Here is a 17,678-nt window from a genome sequence, read left to right on the forward strand (position 1 = left end):
CGCGTTTTCTCTCTCTAGAGAAGGCCCGCTTCGACGGCGTCCGCGCCGTTGACGACCGCCTCCGCCGGGCGCTGCCGGAACTCGGCGGCGCGTTCCGCGAAATAGGCGCAGGTCTCCGCGAGCCCAGCCTCCAGCGTCACCTGCGGCGCCCAGCCCAGATAGCTCTTGGCGCGGCTGATGTCCGGGCGCCGCCGGCGCGGGTCGTCCACCGGAAGCGGCTTCGTCACGACGACGCAGTCGGCGCCCAGATGGGCCAGCACGAGGCGGACGAGCTCGTTGACCGTGAGCTCCTGCGGATTGCCGAGGTTGATCGGCCCCGGCAGATCCTTGTCGCAGGCCATCAGACGGATGAAGCCCTCGACGAGATCCGAGACGTAGCAGAACGAGCGCGTCTGCTCGCCCGAGCCATAGACGGTGATGTCCCGCCCGCTGAGCGCCTGGCAGATGACGTTCGAGACGACGCGGCCGTCGTCCGGCTGCATTCTGGGGCCGTAGGTGTTGAAGATGCGGGCGATGCGGGCGTCGACGCGTCGGGCCCTCAGCGCGTCCGAGGCGAGGCACTCGGCCGCCCGCTTGCCCTCGTCGTAGCAGGCGCGCGGGCCGATCGGGTTGACGTTGCCGCGATAGGTTTCGGGCTGGGGATGGACGTCCGGGTCGCCATAGACCTCGCTGGTCGATGCCAGCATGAAGCGCGCGCCCTTGCCGGCTGCGAGGCCGAGCAGCTGGTGCGTGCCAATGACGCTCGTCAGCATCGTGTGCTCAGGGTCCGCCTGATAGTGCGGCGGCGACGCCGCGCAGGCGAGATTGTAGATCTCGTCGATCCGATCGCGGCCCGAGGCGATGCGCTGGGGCAGGGGATCGATGACGTCGGCCTCGATCAGGGTGAAGCGCGGCTCGCGCTCGAACTGGCGCAGGTTCTCGATCCGGCCGGTGAGCAGATTATCGATGCAGATCACGCGGGCGCCGTCCGCGATCAGCCGGTCGCAGAGGTGAGAGCCCAGGAACCCCGCACCTCCGGCGACGACCGCCGTCTTTCCGCCCGATCGCATCTCCGACATCGTCACGCTCCCACCGCGAGGCCCCTCGAAGCCTCCTCGCCGACTCCGGTCTCGCCAGAACCCGCCTGCACCTCGTGCACATAGGTCTCGAATTGCCGCGCGCGATGGCTCGCGGTATGGCCGCCGAGCACCTTGGCGCGCGCAGCGCCCGCAAGCCGGGCGACGCGTTCCGCAGGCCACTCCCGCACCGCGCGCAGCACGTCGTCGGCGTCCCCGGCGATGACGATCTCCTGGTCTGGCCGGAAAAGCTCGTCGAGCCCTGCCCAATTGTCGGAGACGACCGGGCACCCGGTCGCCGCGGCCTCGAACAGCCGCACGCTCGGGCTGTAGCCGGCGGCCGTCATGTCGGCGCGCGTCAGGTTGAGCGTGAAGCGGCTCGCCGCGTAGAAGCCGGGCAGCTCCGGCGGCGCCAGGTGCGGGATCCACTCGACGTTCGCCGGCCAGGCGAGATCCGCCGGGTAGCCTGACCCGGCGACCGCAAACCGCAGGTCCGGGGCGCGACGCGCGACCTCCAGAAGAAGGCTTTCCAGCTTCGGCTGTCGGTCGGGGCTGTAGGTTCCGAGATAGCTGAGGTCCCATCGCTTCGGCAGGTCCTGCGGCGCGAAGGCCTCCGGGTCGACCGAGCAGTAGAACGGGCGCGCCGCGCGCGCGCCGTAATCGGTCTCAAGCCGCCGCAGCGTCGGCCCGCCGGTGAACGACAGATAGACGTCGAACAGCCGGATGACGTCCGGCGTGAGGTAGGCGCAGCGCGCCTGGTCGACCGCAGCCAGCGTGACGGGCGTGTCGATGTCGTAGAACAGATAGGCGCCGTCGCGGACGAAGCCGCGGACCCGTCGCGCGACCTCGGTCCCGTCCGGCACGTAGGAGCCGACCATCACGGCGTCGGCGTTGGCGATCCGCTCCCGCCAGCGGTCGAGCTCGGCGACGCTGTCGTAGAGCGCTAGCTCGCAATAATCCGGGTCCGTCAGGTCGCGGTGGCTCGCATACCAGGGCTGGTCCCGCTCGAGGAAAAGGATGCGGTGGCCGCGCGCGGCGAGCGCCTTCAACAGGGCGCGGAACGTGGTGGCGTGGCCATTGCCCCAGGAGGAGGAGAGGCTAAGCCCGAGCACCACAATGTCGAGCGGACGCGAGCTCATGCGGCGTTTTTCTCCCGCTTGGCGGCGATCTCCCGCCTGAGCAGCGCGTCGACCTGGTCGCCGCGGCGCTCATAGGTGTGTTCGGCCAGCACCCGACGCAGCGCGCGCTGGCCGATCGCCTCGGCGCGCTCGCGCGTGAGGCCGGCGATGTGCTCGGCGACGTCGGTTCCGTCACGGGCCACCAGCACCTCCTCGTCCGGCGTCAGGAACAGCTCGAGCCCTTCCCAGGCGTCCGTGATCAGGCAGGCGCCGGCGCCGGCGGCCTCGAACACGCGCGTCGCGGGCGAGAAGCCGGTCGCCGCCATGCTGTCGCGGGCGATGTTGAGCACCGCGCGGGGCGTCACGTTGAAGGCGTTGTGGTCGCGTGTGTAGACGTGGCCGAGATGGCGCACGTTCTCCGGCAGCGCACGATGTTCCCAGCCCGAACCACCGAGGAGGAACGAGCGCTCGGGAAGGCGCGCCGCGGGCTCGAGGAAGAAGGTCTCTACCCGCGCCTCACGGTCGGGCAGGCGGTTGCCCAAAAAGGCGAGGTCGCAGGCGAAGCGCTGATCCGGCGCGACTGGATGATGGCTCTCCGGGTCGAGCGCATTGTAGACCGGCACGCAACGACGCGCGCCGAGCCCCTCATAGGCGTTCACCACCGGGTCGCCGCCGCCATAGGTCAGCACCATGTCGATCTGGCCGAACGCGTCGGAGATCGGGTGGCCTGGACGGCCGCGGATTTCGGCGAGCGTCGCCGGCGCGTCCACGTCCCAGAAGATGCGCAGCGCGTCCGGCCGGGCGGCGCGCATGGTCTGCGCCACGAGTTCGTCGTCGAAAACGCCGACGCCGCTCGCCTTGACCACCACGTCCGCGTCCGGCGCCTCCGCCACCACGCTGCGCAGGCCATCCTCGGTCGCCGGCCATACCACGACCTTCGCCCAGTCCGGCGGCTCGATGTCGCGATGCGACTGCCGGTCGAACGCGTCGGGCTCATAGAAAACGATCTCGTGCCCGCGGCGGGCGAGCGCGGACAGCACCCCCCGGTAGTAGGTCGCCGCCCCGTTCCAGTAGGACGACAGCAGGCTCGATCCGTAAAACGCGATCTTCATACCGTGGCGCTCTCGATCTGTGACGCGCGCAGTTCCGAGACGAAGCCGAGGAGCTCCTCGGCGCGATGCCGGCAGGTGTGACGGGCGCGAATGGCCGCGAGGCCATTGCGCGCGAGCTCCTGACGAAGCTCCGGATCGTTCCGCGTGGCGCGCATGTGGGTCGTCATCTCGGCTTCATCGTTCGCGACTAGAAAGTCGCGACCGGGCTCGAACAGGCGCTCGCTGTCCGCCCAGGGCGCCGACAGCAGCGGAACGCCGCAGGCGAGCGCCTCGAACACCCGGATGGTGGGGATGCCCGGCAGGCTCTGCACGTAAAGCCGGCGGGGAACGTGCACTGTCGCGAGATGGCGGGCGTAGACGTCCGGCGCACGGGGGTTGGCGAGCCAGCCATGATAGCTCGCGCCATGGCGGGCGAGCTCCTTCAGCGCTTCGCCGGGATAGCGGACCCCGTAGATGTCCAGCCGCAGGCCGGCCGCGGCCGCAGGGCGGAGCAGAAAGCGGCGGAGCTCGTCGCTGCGCTCGTCATCGCCCCAGTTTCCGATCCACACGAGCCCGTCGCGCTCGCCCTCAATGGCCGGCGGGTGGAACAGGCGGGTGTCCGCGGCCTCATGCCAGACGAAGGCGCGGCGGCCCCAACCGAGTCTCCGATAGGCATCCGCGAGGCTCGCCCCGAAGGCCAGCACGCCGTCATAGTCGTCGAGTCGGTAGCGGCCCATCGCATCCGGCTCGCTCGCCATCCGGTGATGCGTGTCGTGGAACAGCAGCGTGAACCGGGCCCCCTGCGCGCGAAGGCGGCCGAGCGCGTTCACCAGCGCCGGCTCGTTCCACTCGTGGACGAGCACGAGATCCGCCCCCTCCGTGAGGGCGGCGAGGTCAGGTTCATCCCCATAGGTTTCGAAGGACAGCTCCGGATAGGCGGATAGGAACGGCGCGAAGCCGGCTTCGCCATGGTCCGCGACGAGGTTCTGCACGCTCCAGGGGTTTTCCGGCTCAAGCGCAGACACCTCATGGCCGGCTTGCGCGAGTTCGCGGAGCACGCCACGGACGAAATGCGCGTTGCCGTGGTTCCAGCAGGATCGCAGCGAATGGGTGAAGTAGACGATCCTCATGCCGCTGCTCCGACGTGATCGGGAGCAGAGAGCGCCTCGCGGTAGAGCCGGAGCATGCCGGCGGTCATCGCGTCCCGGGTGAAGCGGCGCGAGCGCTGCCGGGCGAGGGCGCCGAAATGGGCCCGCTCATTGGGCGCATCAAGCAGGCGGGCGATGTGATCGGCGAAGCCGTCGGCGTCGCCCGGCGCCGCGAATAGCGCCGCTCCGTTCCAGAGCTCGCGCAGCGTCGGGATGTCGGAGAGCACGAGCGGGCAACCTGCGCGCGCCGCCTCCAGCGCGGCCAGACCGAAGGGCTCGTAGCGCGCGGCCGAGGCGAACACAGGGCGGCGGGCGAGCCGCGCCCGGACCTCGTCCGCGCTGAGCTGGCCGAGCGCTTGTATGGTCTGAAGCCGGATCGCCGCAGCGCCGTCCGGGGAAGCCAGCGCGCCGGCGGCCTCGAACGGGACGGCGATGCGCGCCGCCGCCAGGTCCAGCGTCGCGACGTCCTTGGCCTCGTCCCAGAGCCGGCCGACGGTGAAGACGCTCGCAGCTCCGGGAGAGACGGGCTCGTCGCGCGGCGCGGCGCCGATACCGTTCGGCACCACGACCGGCTCATGCGCCAGCCCGTAGGCCGCGCGGGTCGCTCTGGCGAAGGCGGCGGTCGGAGCGACCAGACGGTCAGCGGCGACATGGCCGTGCGCCGTCGCGGCGACGCGCCACTCGAAGTCGGCGGCCGGTGGGCCGTCGCGCATCGTCTCCCACCAGGTCGCAAGGCAGGAGTGGCAGCTGACGATGACCGGAACGCCGTAATCGGCCAGGGCGTAGGCTGCGCTATGGAGGTGCACGACGTCGGCTGAGGCCGCCCGTGCAAAGGCGGCGAGCGCCTCGGCCGCATCGCTGATCTCGCCGGCAGAGCGCGCCAGCCAGTCCAGCGGCAGGCCGGTGGGCGCGACGGTCACGCCCGGGTAGACTTCCGCGGCTGCGATCTGGCGTGGGGTCGGCGCCGGACCAAGCGTCGCAAGCGTCGTCGCGACGCCGGCCGACGACAGCCCGGCGGCGAGCTCGACCGCGTGGGTCCAGACTCCCCCGACCGCGTCGGCGGTCAGCAGAAGGCGGAGCTCCGAGGCTTCGCTCATCAGCGGTCCGCCCCCGATAGCCGGCGGGCGGCGAGCGGCTTCGTCACGCCGCGCCTCCCGCCACGGCGAGCGCGGGCGCTTCGCGGCGCATCGAGGACAGCCACTCGATGAGATCGCCAAGCCCGTCGCGCCAGTGGCGCGGCCGCGGCAGTTCGAGCTCCTGAGCGGCGCGGCGCGTGTCGGACACGTAGTAGCGCTGGTCGCCGGCTCGCCACGGCGCGAGTTCGGACGCGATGGGTCGGCCGGTCAGCTCGATGATCGCCGCCATGACGGCCCTGAGGCTCACGACGTTTTCAGGACCGCCGCCGAGATTGAAGGCGCGGCCTGAGATCGCCTCGATCCGCTCGGCGGCGGCCACATAGGCCTCGACCGCGTCGCTGACATGCAGAACGTCGCGCACCTGCAACCCGTCGCCATAGATCGTCAGCGGCGAGCCTTCGAGCGCCGAGCGCGCGAAATGCGCGACCCAGCCCTGGTCCTCGGTGCCGAGCTGGCGGGGTCCGTAGATGCAGCTCATCCGCAGCACCGCCGTCGGCAGGCCGAAGCTGCGCGAATAGTCCAGGACGTACTGGTCCGCCGCGCCTTTAGAGCAGCCATAGGGCGTGTGGAAATCGACCGGTCGGCTCTCTCCGACGCCGTAGCGCCGCAGCGCGGCGTCGACCGGCGCGTACCCGTCCTGCTCCTGCACGAGCTCGACGTCGCCCAGATCGCCATAAACCTTGTTGGTGCTGGCGAAGATCACAGCCGGTCGCCGCGCGTTCTGCCGCGCGGCCTCCAGCACGTTGATCGTGCCCAGTGCGTTGACTTCGAAATCCGCGCGCGGGTCGACGAGGCTGGTCGTCACCGCGGTCTGGCCAGCGAGATGGTAGACGGTGGTCACGTCTCGCATCGCCGCCGTCACAGCGCTCATGTCGCGGACGTCGGCGATCACCACCTCCACCCGTTCGGGGTGGCGGCGGCGCAGCCACTCGACATTCATCTCGACGCCAGGCCGCGCAAGCGAGTCGAGCACGCGCACGGGCCCGCCGTCGCGCGCGATGCGATCGACCAGATTGGATCCGATGAAGCCTGCGCCGCCGGTCACGAGCGCTGGGGCGCGGGACGAGCCGCCGCCGCGGGACCCGACGCTCATCGCATCAGCCCCCGCCTCTCAAGCTCGAGCCGGGCGTCGCCCACGCGGTCCACGGGCGTCTGCTGACTGACCCATTCGACGAGATCGCCCAGCGAGTTCTCGAAATCGCGCTCGGCCCGGAAGCCAAGGGTCCGCTCGATCTTCGAGACGTCAGCGATGCAGTGGCGAATATCGCCCGAGCGCGCCTTCTCGGCGATCTCCGGCTGGAGATCCTCGCGGCCCATGACGCGCGCCAGCGACACGGCCACGTCCTTGATCGAGCGGTCGCGGCCGCTCGCGACATTGAACACCTCGCCATTGGCCTCCGGCCTGTCGAGGACGGTCAGGAACGCGCGCGAAATGTCGTCGACGTTCACGAAGTCGCGACGCTGCTCGCCATCCTCGAACACAAGCGGCGCCTGACCGTTGAGGATGCGCGAGGCGAAGATCGCCAGGACGCCCGTATAGGGGTTTGAGAGCGCCTGGCCCGGGCCATAGACGTTGAACAGGCGCAGCGCCGCGCCTTCCATGCCGTACGCCGCGGTGACGTTCAGCGTCAGCCGCTCCTGGACGTATTTGGTCAGAGCGTAGACCGAGCCGACATTCGGGCGCTTCGTTTCGGGCGTGGGCACCGGGATCAGCGGGCGCCCCTGAGCGTCAGTCGGGTCCCAGGCCCCGGCGGAGCCCTTCACGCGCTGCACTTCCTCGAGCAGGGCGCCGTCGGCGTCGCGATAAAGGCCCTCGCCATAGACGCTCATCGAGGACGCCACCACGACGCGCTGCACCGGCTGATCGATCAGCTCCTGGAACAGCACGGCGGTGCCGAGGTCGTTGACCGCCACGTATTTGTCGATTGCGTACATGCTCTGGCCGACCCCGACCTCGGCCGCGAGGTGCACCACCTTGTCGACGCCCTTGAGCGCGCGCGCCATGGCCGAGGCGTCGCGGACGTCGCCGCGGATGAAATCGTCCGCAAGCGGCACCGCCGGGTCTTCGCCGTGGACCTGCTCGATGAGGCTGTCGAGGATGCGGACGCGGTCGCCCCGCGCGATCAACGCGGACGCGACGTGGCGCCCGATGAAGCCGGCGCCGCCGGTGATCAGAACAGTTTGCGCCATGTTTTCAGTCCTGCCCGTTCCGGAAGAAGTCGTTGCAGCCGGCCCGTTCGAGACTTTCTTCCTTGTGACCGAAGTTCGGGCGCAGGTTTCCGGCCGACCCGGCCTCGCGCGCTCCGGATGGCGGCGGCTCGGCTCGCCCGGCCGTCCATCTGCGGATGACGTCGTGATCCGTGGTCGTCTGCGCTGAGCTCATAGCCGTCCGAGGGTCAGTGGCGGGTGGCGCTGGAACGGCAGCTTCCGCTGCTTTGTTCCCGTTGATGAGGCTGGGAATTAGAAAAAAGGTTCGCCCCGGCTAGGGTTTTGGGAACACGGTCCTTTCGCGCGGCGTTTCAGCGCGGATCGGGTGACGAGCGCTAAACCTAGCGCAGTTACGTAGCGTCCGCTTCAGGGCGCGCCGCTCTCGTGCGGCGAATCGGGAGACAGGGTTTGTCATCGCTTAGGGTCGGCATCGTGGGCGTCGGGAATTGCGCGTCCTCGTTCGCGCAAGGATTGGCGTATTATCGCGACGCGCGCGGCAACGAGCCCATACCGGGCCTGATGAGCGCTGACCTCGGCGGCTACCATGTCGACGACGTCTCGATTTCCGCCGCCTTCGACGTCAATGCCGCAAAGGTCGGCCGCCCGCTGCGCGAGGCGCTGCTCGCGGCGCCGAACGATACGCTGCGGTTCGCCGAGCTGCCCGAGCCGGGGCCGGTGGTGCTGCGCGGCCCCACGCTTGATGGGATCGGCGAGTATCTCACGGACGACGTCCCGGAATCGGAGGCGCCGCCGGTCCAGGTGGCGAACGCGCTGCGGGAGAGCGCGACCGACGTGCTGGTCTCCTATCTGCCGGTCGGCTCGCAGCGCGCGACGGAGTTTTACGCCGAGCAGGCCCTCGAAGCCGGCTGCGCCTTCGTCAACTGCGTCCCGGTCTTCATCGCCTCCAATCCCGCATGGGCCCAGCGCTTCAGGGACCGGGGGCTGCCGCTGATCGGCGACGACATCAAGAGCCAGGTCGGGGCGACCATCGTGCACCGTACTCTGGCGAACCTGTTCCGGGAGCGTGGCGTCAGGCTCGACCGCACCTACCAGCTCAACTTCGGAGGCAATTCCGACTTCAAGAACATGCTGGAGCGCTCTCGCCTGGCGTCGAAAAAGGTCTCTAAGACCCAAGCCGTGACGAGCCAGCTCGACGTGCCGCTGCCGGCGTCCGACGTGCACGTCGGACCGAGCGACCACGTGCCGTGGCTGACCGATCGCAAGACCGCTTACATCCGGCTCGAAGGCACGGCGTTCGGCGGCGCGCCGCTTTCCGTCGAGCTCAAGCTGGACGTCTGGGACTCGCCGAATTCGGCCGGCATCGTCATCGATGCGGTGCGTTGCGCCAAGATCGCTCTCGACCGCGGCGTGTCAGGGCCTCTCGAGGGTCCGTCGGCGTGGTTCATGAAGTCGCCGCCGCGGCAGTTCACCGACCACGAGGCTGCGGAGCTCGCGGCGGCCTTTGTGGACGGTCGCTCGGACGGGGCATGACCACACTGTTCTTCCTCGTCCGGCACGGCCGCCATGCCGGCTTCGGAGAGCGGCTGCTGGGACGCACGCCGGGCATCCATATCGACGAAGAGGGCCGCGCGCAGGCACGGCGGGTCGCGCCGAAGGTGAGGGCTTTCGCCGAAGCCGGCCAGTGGAGCCCCGTCACGGTGGTGGCGAGCCCGCGCGAGAGGACACAGGACACCGCTGCAGTGATCGCCGCCGACCTCGGCCTCCCGCTCGAGGTGAGCGGCGCGTTCGACGAGATCGACGTCGGCGAATGGGCGGGCAAGCGGTTCGAGGAGCTCGCCCACGATCCGCGCTGGCGGATCTGGAATGAAGATCGCGAACACGCCCGCGCGCCGGGCGGCGAAACCATGGCGGAGGCTCAGCATCGTGCCTTGGAGGGGCTTGGCCGGCTGGCGACCCGCTACGATGAGCGCATCGTGGTGGTCGTCAGCCATGCCGACGTCATCAAGTCCGTGCTGCTGAGCGAGCTCGGGATGCCGCTCGGGCACTATTGGAAGATCGACATCGGGCCTGGCGAGTTCGGCCTCCTGAGCCGGGAGCCCGGCGAGACATGCCCGCTGAGGGAGACATACGCATGAGCCTGAGCGACGCCGAACCGCTCTCAGCGGAGGATATCCGCCGTCGCATCGAGGAACTCGGGCCGTGGTTCCACAATCTCGATCTCCGGGGCGTCCAGACGGCGCCGGGACACTTCCTCGGCAACCACCCGACCGACAAGTGGAACAGGTTCGCCCACGCGCTTCCCGATGACCTCAACGGCGCGAGCGTGCTCGACATCGGCTGCAACGCCGGCTTCCACTCCTTCGAGATGAAGCGGCGCGGCGCAGGCCGGGTCGTCGGCATCGACTATGACGAGCGCTATCTCGCCCAGGCGCGCTTCGCGGCCGAGACCCTCGGTTTCGACGACGTCAGCTTCCGGCAGCTCTCGGTCTACGACGTCGCGGAGCTCGGCGAAAAGTTCGACGTCGTGGTGTTCATGGGCGTCCTTTACCATCTGCGCCACCCATTGCTCGCGCTCGACCTGATCCACGAACACGTCGCGGGCGACATGCTGCTGTTCCAGACGCTGCAGCGCGGCTCGCCGGAGGTGCATCCGGTCCGGTCGGACTACGATTTCTTCGAGGGCGAGTTCGAGGCCGAGGGCTACCCGCTGGCCTACTTCGTCGAGCACGCCTATGCGGGCGATCCAAGCAACTGGTGGATCCCCAACCGGGCAGGCTCCGAGGCCATGCTGCGCGCCGCCGGCTTCGAGATCGTCTCACAGCCGGAGGCCGAGACCTTCATCTGCCGGCGGGGCCCGACCCCCTGGCAGGGGGCCGTCTATCCCTCACGCGGAGCTGCGCGATGATCGAAGCCGCCATGATCTGGAACGAGCCGAACAACAAGTCCCACTGGGACCTCGAGCTCGATCCTGACTGGAGCCGCTTCGCCGAGACCGCAAGCGCCGCCGGCAAGGCCATCAAGGCTGCAAATCCCGCTTTGCCGCGGGTTCTGGGCGGCATGTCGCCGATCGATCCGTTCTTCCTGCTGAAGCTCGCCGAGCGCGGCGTGCTCGACAATGTCGACGTGGTCGCGGTTCACGGGTTCCCGCTCGACTGGAACCTATGGAAGATCGACGAGTGGCCGGAGAAGGTCGAGGAGATCCGCCGCGCCACGCATCTGCCAGTCTGGGTGACGGAGGTCGGCGTCTCGAGCTTCGGCTCGGAGGAAGTGCAGGCCTGGGGCGTGAGGCGGACGGCCGAGCTGCTGGCGGGCCATGTCGACCGCGTGCACTGGTACAGCCTCTACGACCTGCCCAAGACCTGGGAGGCGACGACGCGCCACCGCGAGGCGGAAGGATCGTCCTACTACCGGCATTTCCACATGGGCCTTCTGCGCGAGGACGGCGCGCCGAAGCCTGCCCTTCAGGCGTTCGCCGAGGCGGGGCAGGGGATGGGCCTGTGCCAATGGTTCCACTTCGAGGACCACCGGCTGGACGAGGGGGTCGCGTGGCTGCATCGGCTCGGCGTCAGGCACGTCCGCACGGGGCTATCCTGGGCCGACAGCTTCCGTCCCAACGCGCTCGAATGGTTCGACCGTCAGATGGCGGCCCTGTCCGATTTCGACGTCACCGTCACCTTCTGCTTCACGCCGGAGCATCGGGGAATCGCGCCGCACCACACCAGCCCGCCGATCGATCCGGAGGAGTTCGCCTCGTTCTGCGGGGATATGGTCCGCCGCTACGCGCCCAGTGGAACGGCCGCGGACGCTGGCGCGCCTGTGAGCGACGAGGAGTGGGCCAGTAAGGACCCCTCCGCCAATCTCGAGACGCTGCTGCGTCACGTCGGCGGCGGCGGCTGACATGGGCCGGGCGTGACGGTTCGGCGGGGCGGCCTTATAGCTGCGGGCCGGGCCTCAGGTCCCGTCGGAACTGGTCGAGAACCCATGGCTGAACCCGCAGGCTTCGCGTCGCTTCACCGGCATGGCTTCGTCCGCGTCGGCGTGGCCACGCCAAAGGTTTTCGTCGCCGATCCGCAACGGAACGCCGCAGCGACGCTTGAGCAGGCGGCCTCGGCCGCGGAGCAGGGCGTCGACCTGCTCATCTATCCGGAGCTCGGCCTCTCGGGTTACGCAATCGATGATCTGCACCTGCAGGACGCCCTGCTCTCCGGCGTCGAACGCGCGCTCGCTGAGGTCGTCGAACGCAGCCGTGAGCTGAGCTCCGTCCTCCTGCTGGGGGCTCCGGTCCGGCGCAACGGACGCGTCTACAACTGCGCCGTCGCGGTGGCGCGCGGGCGCATTCTCGGCGTCGTGCCCAAGACCTTCCTGCCGAACTATCGGGAGTATTACGAGAAGCGCTGGTTCGCCTCGGGCGCCGGCCTGCGCGGCCTCGAGATTGAGCTCGCCGGCCAGGTCGCGCCTTTCGGCGCGGACCTCCTGTTCGCGGCCGAGGATCTTCCGGACTTCGTCTTCCACGTCGAGATCTGCGAAGATTATTGGGCGCCGACGCCGCCCTCGACCATGGGCGCGCTCGCCGGCGCGACGATCCTCTGCAATCTCTCCGCATCGAACATCACCGTCGGCAAGTCGGCCGACCGCGCGCTGCTCTGCGCCTCGCAATCGATGCGCTGCGTCGCCGCCTACGCCTATTCGGCGGCCGGCGACGGCGAGAGCACGACCGACATGGCCTGGGACGGGCAGGGGTCGATCTACGAAATGGGCGAGCCGCTCGCCCAGTCGGAGCGGTTTTCGCGCAGGCCGCAGATCATCGCCGCTGACGTCGACGTCCAGCGCATCCGGCTCGAGCGCGCCCGCACCCCCACCTTCAACGACGCGGCCGCGCTCGCCGGGCATCCGGAGACGAGTTTCCGCACCGTCCGGTTCCGTCACGAGCCGAGCTTCGCGGATCTCGGCCTCAGGCGGGCGATCCGCCGCTTCCCTTATGTGCCGGACGCGCCGGAGCGGCTCGACCTCGACTGCTACGAGAGCTTCAACATCCAGGTCAGCGCGCTGGTGCGCCGCTTCGAGGCCACGACCGGCTCGCACATGGTGATCGGCGTCTCCGGCGGCCTCGACTCCACCCACGCGCTGATCGTGGCCGCCAAGGCCTGCGACCTGATGGGGCTGCCGCGCTCGACGATCCTCGGCTTCACCATGCCGGGCTTTGCGACCGGCGAGGAGACCAAGGGCAACGCCTGGAAGCTCATGCGCGCGCTCGACGTCGAGGCGGAGGAGATCGACATCCGGCCCGCCGCCCGTCAGATGCTGGCCGACATGGGCCACCCGTTCGCGCGCGGCGAGAAGGTCTACGACATCGCGTTCGAGAACGTGCAGGCAGGCTTGCGGACCGATTATCTGTTCCGGCTCGCAAACCACCGCCGCGGCTTCGTGGTCGGCACCGGCGACCTTTCGGAACTGGCGCTCGGCTGGTGCACCTATGGCGTCGGCGACCAGATGAGCCATTACGCCGTCAACGCCGGGCTGCCGAAGACGCTGATCCAGTACCTGATCCGCTGGACGGTGCGCACCGGCCAATTCGACGCCGCGACCGGCGACGTCCTGACCGCGATCCTCGGCACCGAAATCTCGCCGGAACTGGTGCCCGCCGACGACACCGGCGCGATCCAGAGCACGCAGTCGAAAGTCGGCCCCTATGAGTTGCACGACTTCTTCCTGTTTCACATCCTGCGCTACGGACTGCCGCCCTCGAAGGTGGCGTTCCTCGCCTGGCACGCCTGGCGGGACGCCTCGGCTGGCCTGTGGCCGGCGCATTTCCCGGACGACGCGAAGAACGCCTATGACCTCGCCACGATCGCGCGCTGGCTGGAGGCCTTCTTGCGCCGGTTCTTCCAGACCAGCCAGTTCAAGCGCAGCGCGCTTCCGAATGGCCCCAAGATTTCGGCGGGCGGCAGCCTGTCGCCGCGGGGCGACTGGCGCGCGCCGTCGGATTCGGTCGCTGACATCTGGCTCGCCGAACTCCGCGAGGCGCTGCCGGAGCTTGGCGGGGACTAACGCTCAGGCCACGCCGCGAGCAGCGGCTCGGCGGTGGTCAGGAAGATCTGCTGGCCGAAGCGCTGGGCGTAGAGCTTGATCAGCGCGTCATGCGTGTCGTCGCTGGAGCTGCACAGCGCGTCCTTCACCAGCACGACGAAATAGCCCCGCTCCACCGCTGAGAAGACCGCCGCGGCCACGCACATGTCCGTCTCGGCGCCCGTGACGACGAGCGTGTCGACGCCGCGCGCCTGGAGATCCTGGTGCAGCTGCGTGTTGTGGAACGGCGAGTAGCCGGGCTTGTCCAGCACTGCCGCCGGCGGCGCGAGACGCGCGAGCGGATCGAGCAGCTTCAGCAGCTCCGGGTCCATGCGCTCGCGCGTGAAGTCCCGCCATCGTTCGAAATAAGCGCGCCAGGAGCCCTGCGCGTCGTCCGGCGTGTGGGGCGGAATAAAGCGCGTGAAGATCGTCTCGGCGGCGTGTCGTGCGGCGATCTCCTCCACGACCGGCAGCACCCGGTCCATCCAGGGCGTGCGCCACGCTGTGTCCTCGGCGAACATCTTCTGCATGTCGATGCAGAGATGGGCGACGGCGCGACCCGACAGATCCGGGCATTCGCGCTCCTGCGTCGGTTTGCCGTTATCGCCCACTCCGCACCTCCAGCCTGAAGAACTCCGGAGGCGATAAGGCGCGCGACGGCTCCGGCGTTCCCGAGTTCAGGCGATCAGCGCCGCTCGGGGTGCACGACCACGGTGGCGGTCAGCCCGGAGGAGAGCTGAAGGTCCGCCGGCGGATCGACAATGCTGATGCGCACCGGCACGCGCTGCGCGAGGCGCACCCAGGAGAAGCTCGGATTGACGTCAGCGATCAGGTCGTTGCTGGTCGTGTTCTCGCGATCGACCACCGCGCGCGCGATGCTCTCGACGCGGCCGCGCAGCTCGCCCGAGCGGCCCATCAGCCGGATCGTCGCCGGATCGCCGGGATGGATCGCGAACAGCTTGGTCTCCTCGAAATAGCCGGCGACGAAGAAACTGTCGCTGTCGACCAGCGCGACGACGCGGTTGCCTGCAGTGACGTAGTCGCCCGGATCGAGCAGCAGATTGGTGACGTAGCCGTTGACCGGCGAACGCACCGTGGTGCGGTCGAGGTCGAGCTCCGCCACCTCGCGTTCGGCGATCGCCTGCTGCAGCGCGCCTTCGGCGGAGGCGAGCGCCGTCTGCGCCTGCTCGCGGGTCTCCTCCGAGACCGCCGCGGAAGTCAGCTTCTCGCGCCGTTCGGCCTCGCGGCGGCGCTGCTCGACCTCGGCCCGGCGCTCCGCCTCGATCGCCCGAGCGCGGTCGAGCGCCAGCCGGTACCGCGCCTGGTCGATGACGAACAGCACGTCGCCCTTATGAACCGTCTGGTTGTCGCGGATGCGCAGGTCCGACACCGCCCCCGAGACATCGACGACCATCTGCACGATGCGCGCCCGCACCCGGCCGTCCCGGGTCCAGGGGGTTTCCGTGTAGGAGCGCCAGACATAGACGCCGGCGACGATCGCGGCCGCCACCGCGAGAAGCGTGACGGCGTAGCGCAGAATGCTGCGGGGCGACGGCATCTCGGCGGCGAACTCACATCAGGGCGGCGACAAGCGCCGCCAGGAGGACGACATAGGCGCACAGGTTGAACAGCGCCGGATGCCAGACGAAGCGATAGAAGCCTCCGCGTTCGAGCGCCAGCCGCAGCGGCTGCCACAGCAGCATGGCCGCCCCGGCGTAAAGCAGGAGCGGCGGCACGTAGACGCCGAGAATGTCGACTTCCTTGATCATGCGGCGGCCGCGCCGAACACCGCCGGATGCCGGGTCAGGCTGCCGCGAAGCGCCGCGACCGCCACCGCGAGATCGGCCGCGTCCCGTCGCTCGGCAAGTCCGGGATCGAGCGCCGCCGCAAGCGCCGCATCGATCTCGTCGAGCGGGAGGCGGGAGGGCTCGCCGCGCGCCAGGCGGCGGAAATGGTCCGAGAGCCGATCAAGCGCCTGCCCGATCGCGCCGGCGGCCTGCGGCGGCAGCCCGGCGGCATAGCGCCTGAGGGCGAGGGCGTTGAGCCCGACGCGCAGCCCGGCCAGCGCCCCCTGCTCGATGGCGAGATGATCGGGATTGGCGAGGTCGAGGCGCGTCATCAGGCTGTTGATGCGGTCGAACATGCGGCTCTCGAAGGCCAGCCGGGGCGGCGGGCGGCGGGCGCCCGAAACCTCCGCCAACTCCTCCCGCAGACCCCGCGTCAGCCTGGCGATCGGCCATGCCGCGCCGATCGGACGCAGCACGCGCAGCAGCACGGTCGCCAGCGCAATCCCGGCGAGGCTCGCCACGACCATGTTGGCGAAGCCGGCAAAGTCGAGCGTCATTTGCCTGGACAGACCCATCATGCTGAGGGCGCCGAGGCCGAAGGCGAGGGCGCTCAGCCCGGTGCGGCGATCGCCCATGAAATAGGTGACCCCGAGCAGCAGCGGCGCGAGCGCCATGGCGAGTTCGTCAAAACCCTCCAGTCGCGGCAGGATGACGTAGCCGTAGAGCGCCGCCACGGCGGCGCCCGCCGCCGTCATCCGCAGGAAGGCGCCGGAGGCGACGGCCGGATTGTCCTGCTGGGCGAACAGGCTGACCATCACGGCGACCTGAAGGGCGGCGCTCGCGCCCGCCGGCCAGCCGGTCGCGATCCAGAACGCGAAGGTGGCGAGCAGCGAGAGAGCGGCCGTCACGCCCGCGACCAGGGCGAGACCGTAGTCCCGGTAGCGCACCAGGGTGGCGGGGCCGTCCGCCTTGAAGGCTGAGGCGGAATCTTCCCTGGGAGTCGCCAGAAGATCGAGTTCTTCGCGGAGCAGCAGGAGATCGCGGCTTCGCAGCAGGATTGAGCGTTCGATCAGCCGCTCGGGATCGCGCCTCATGTCTTCGAAGCGCGGGGCCGCGCTCGTCAGCGCCCGTTCGGCGGAAGCCCGGACCTCGTCCGTCGTCTCCCGCGCCATCGCGTCGGCGGCCGAGAGCAGCAGCGGCTGCAACGCGGCAAGCCGCTCCGGCCGTTCGGCGGCGACGACTTCCAGACGGTCATGCACTGAGACCAGCAGCGCCAGAAAGCTCATCAGCCGGCCGTGAAGCAGCCGCAGCCGCCGATTCGACATGCGCACGGAGGGGCTGTCGAAATTCGCCTGCACCCGCAGCCCCTCGAGGGCGACGACATTCGCCACGATGGCCCGCCGGTCCCGCAACACGCGCGCGGGGTCCGGGCGGCCGCGCAGCGTGTCTGACGCCCACGCCGAGGCTGCGGCCAGCGCGGAATCCGTCGCCGCTCGCAAAGCGCCCGCGGCCTGCTGGGGAAACGCCACCTGGCTGAGCACGGTCGCGCACAGAATTCCGACGAAGATTTCGGACGCCCGCCAGAGCGCCGCCATGAAGATGGTGTCGGGCGCCTCCACAGCGGGGAAGGCCACGATCGCGATCGTGTAGCCAGAGAGGAGCGCGCCATAGGCGGCGGGGGCGTCGCGGAGGTAGATCGAACAGGCGACGCAGGCGCCGACCCAGAGCGACGCGACGACCGCGAAGAGGTCGGGGGTGTTGTAGAGAGCGGCCGTGAACGCGACCGCCGCGACAGCGCCGACGCAGGTGCCGACGACGCGATACAGCGATTTCGACAGCACCATGCCGGCCAGCGGCTGCGACACGATGAGGACCGTCATCATCGAGGTCGACGCCTGGGGCAGGTCGACCAGCAGCGCGATGTAGCCGGCGAGTAGGGCCGCCCCGGCGGTGCGCAGCGCAAAGATCATGCGCGTCCGCCCGGCCCGATCCATCCGCGTCGCCTTCCGCTCTGCCTCGAGGCGAGCGCCCCGGCGGCAGCCCTGTTAGCGCTTCCGCCGCCGTTCCTGAAGCGCCCGTGGCGCGGAGCTGCGCCACGGATCTGTCGC

Annotated in this window: 16 protein-coding genes; 5 read left to right on the forward strand and 11 right to left on the reverse strand. The window is 69.6% G+C overall.

Features of this window, described 5'->3' with window-relative positions:
- Window positions 1–14: 14 nt before the first annotated feature.
- The 7 genes from VM780_RS02195 to VM780_RS02225 are packed head-to-tail and all read right to left on the reverse strand — an operon-like array spanning window position 15 to window position 7,738.
- Complete coding sequence (locus VM780_RS02195; RefSeq protein ID WP_414652768.1) at window positions 15–1,049, reverse strand: UDP-glucuronic acid decarboxylase family protein; 1,035 nt, start codon at window positions 1,047–1,049, stop codon at window positions 15–17.
- Between the two features lie 11 nt (window positions 1,050–1,060).
- Window positions 1,061–2,194, reverse strand: coding sequence for a CgeB family protein (locus VM780_RS02200; RefSeq protein WP_325444662.1), 1,134 nt, complete (start codon window positions 2,192–2,194; stop codon window positions 1,061–1,063).
- The gene (locus VM780_RS02205; RefSeq protein ID WP_325444664.1) at window positions 2,191–3,285 is read right to left on the reverse strand and encodes a CgeB family protein; all 1,095 of its coding nucleotides are present in this window, start codon (window positions 3,283–3,285) and stop codon (window positions 2,191–2,193) included. The genes VM780_RS02200 and VM780_RS02205 overlap by 4 nt, the downstream gene beginning before the upstream one ends.
- On the reverse strand, window positions 3,282–4,394 hold the full coding sequence (locus VM780_RS02210; RefSeq protein WP_325444665.1) for a CgeB family protein: 1,113 nt from the start codon (window positions 4,392–4,394) through the stop codon (window positions 3,282–3,284). Before VM780_RS02210 ends, VM780_RS02205 begins: the two co-directional genes overlap by 4 nt.
- The gene (locus tag VM780_RS02215) at window positions 4,391–5,509 is read right to left on the reverse strand and encodes a glycosyltransferase family 4 protein (RefSeq protein WP_325444667.1); all 1,119 of its coding nucleotides are present in this window, start codon (window positions 5,507–5,509) and stop codon (window positions 4,391–4,393) included. The genes VM780_RS02210 and VM780_RS02215 overlap by 4 nt, the downstream gene beginning before the upstream one ends.
- A gap of 43 nt (window positions 5,510–5,552) precedes the next feature.
- Window positions 5,553–6,641: an NAD-dependent epimerase/dehydratase family protein gene (locus tag VM780_RS02220; RefSeq protein ID WP_325444669.1), complete on the reverse strand. Its 1,089-nt coding sequence runs from the start codon at window positions 6,639–6,641 to the stop codon at window positions 5,553–5,555.
- The gene (locus VM780_RS02225; RefSeq protein ID WP_325444671.1) at window positions 6,638–7,738 is read right to left on the reverse strand and encodes an NAD-dependent epimerase/dehydratase family protein; all 1,101 of its coding nucleotides are present in this window, start codon (window positions 7,736–7,738) and stop codon (window positions 6,638–6,640) included. Before VM780_RS02225 ends, VM780_RS02220 begins: the two co-directional genes overlap by 4 nt.
- Window positions 7,739–8,275: 537 nt before the next feature.
- On the opposite strand from VM780_RS02225, the gene VM780_RS02230 reads away from it, so the two are divergent.
- The 5 genes from VM780_RS02230 to VM780_RS02250 all read left to right on the forward strand — a co-directional run bounded on the left by VM780_RS02230 (window position 8,276) and on the right by VM780_RS02250 (window position 13,765).
- A complete protein-coding gene (locus VM780_RS02230) occupies window positions 8,276–9,247 on the forward strand; it encodes an inositol-3-phosphate synthase (RefSeq protein WP_325444673.1) in 972 nt (323 codons plus the stop codon).
- The gene (locus VM780_RS02235; protein ID WP_325444675.1) at window positions 9,244–9,852 is read left to right on the forward strand and encodes a histidine phosphatase family protein; all 609 of its coding nucleotides are present in this window, start codon (window positions 9,244–9,246) and stop codon (window positions 9,850–9,852) included. The genes VM780_RS02230 and VM780_RS02235 overlap by 4 nt, the downstream gene beginning before the upstream one ends.
- Window positions 9,849–10,622, forward strand: a complete 774-nt coding sequence (locus VM780_RS02240) for a TIGR04290 family methyltransferase (RefSeq protein WP_325444677.1) — start codon at window positions 9,849–9,851, stop codon at window positions 10,620–10,622. The genes VM780_RS02235 and VM780_RS02240 overlap by 4 nt, the downstream gene beginning before the upstream one ends.
- The gene (locus VM780_RS02245) at window positions 10,619–11,614 is read left to right on the forward strand and encodes a glycosyl hydrolase (RefSeq protein ID WP_325444679.1); all 996 of its coding nucleotides are present in this window, start codon (window positions 10,619–10,621) and stop codon (window positions 11,612–11,614) included. The genes VM780_RS02240 and VM780_RS02245 overlap by 4 nt, the downstream gene beginning before the upstream one ends.
- 84 nt (window positions 11,615–11,698) lie before the next feature.
- Window positions 11,699–13,765, forward strand: a complete 2,067-nt coding sequence (locus tag VM780_RS02250; RefSeq protein WP_325444682.1) for an NAD(+) synthase — start codon at window positions 11,699–11,701, stop codon at window positions 13,763–13,765.
- Here VM780_RS02250 and VM780_RS02255 read toward each other — a convergent pair.
- From VM780_RS02255 to VM780_RS02270, 4 genes are all read right to left on the reverse strand, one after another.
- Window positions 13,762–14,394, reverse strand: a complete 633-nt coding sequence (locus VM780_RS02255) for a cysteine hydrolase (protein WP_325444684.1) — start codon at window positions 14,392–14,394, stop codon at window positions 13,762–13,764. The two genes, VM780_RS02250 and VM780_RS02255, sit on opposite strands and share 4 nt — an antisense overlap.
- Window positions 14,395–14,468: 74 nt before the next feature.
- Window positions 14,469–15,341, reverse strand: a complete 873-nt coding sequence (locus VM780_RS02260; RefSeq protein ID WP_325444686.1) for an efflux RND transporter periplasmic adaptor subunit — start codon at window positions 15,339–15,341, stop codon at window positions 14,469–14,471.
- Between the two features lie 13 nt (window positions 15,342–15,354).
- A complete protein-coding gene (locus VM780_RS02265; protein WP_325444688.1) occupies window positions 15,355–15,552 on the reverse strand; it encodes a DUF1656 domain-containing protein in 198 nt (65 codons plus the stop codon).
- Entirely contained in the window at window positions 15,549–17,540 is a 1,992-nt protein-coding gene (locus VM780_RS02270) for an FUSC family protein (RefSeq protein ID WP_325444690.1), read from the reverse strand. The genes VM780_RS02265 and VM780_RS02270 overlap by 4 nt, the downstream gene beginning before the upstream one ends.
- Between the last annotated feature and the right edge of the window lie 138 nt (window positions 17,541–17,678).

This window comes from Hansschlegelia sp. (assembly GCF_035538955.1).
GTDB lineage: Bacteria > Pseudomonadota > Alphaproteobacteria > Rhizobiales > Methylopilaceae > Methylopila.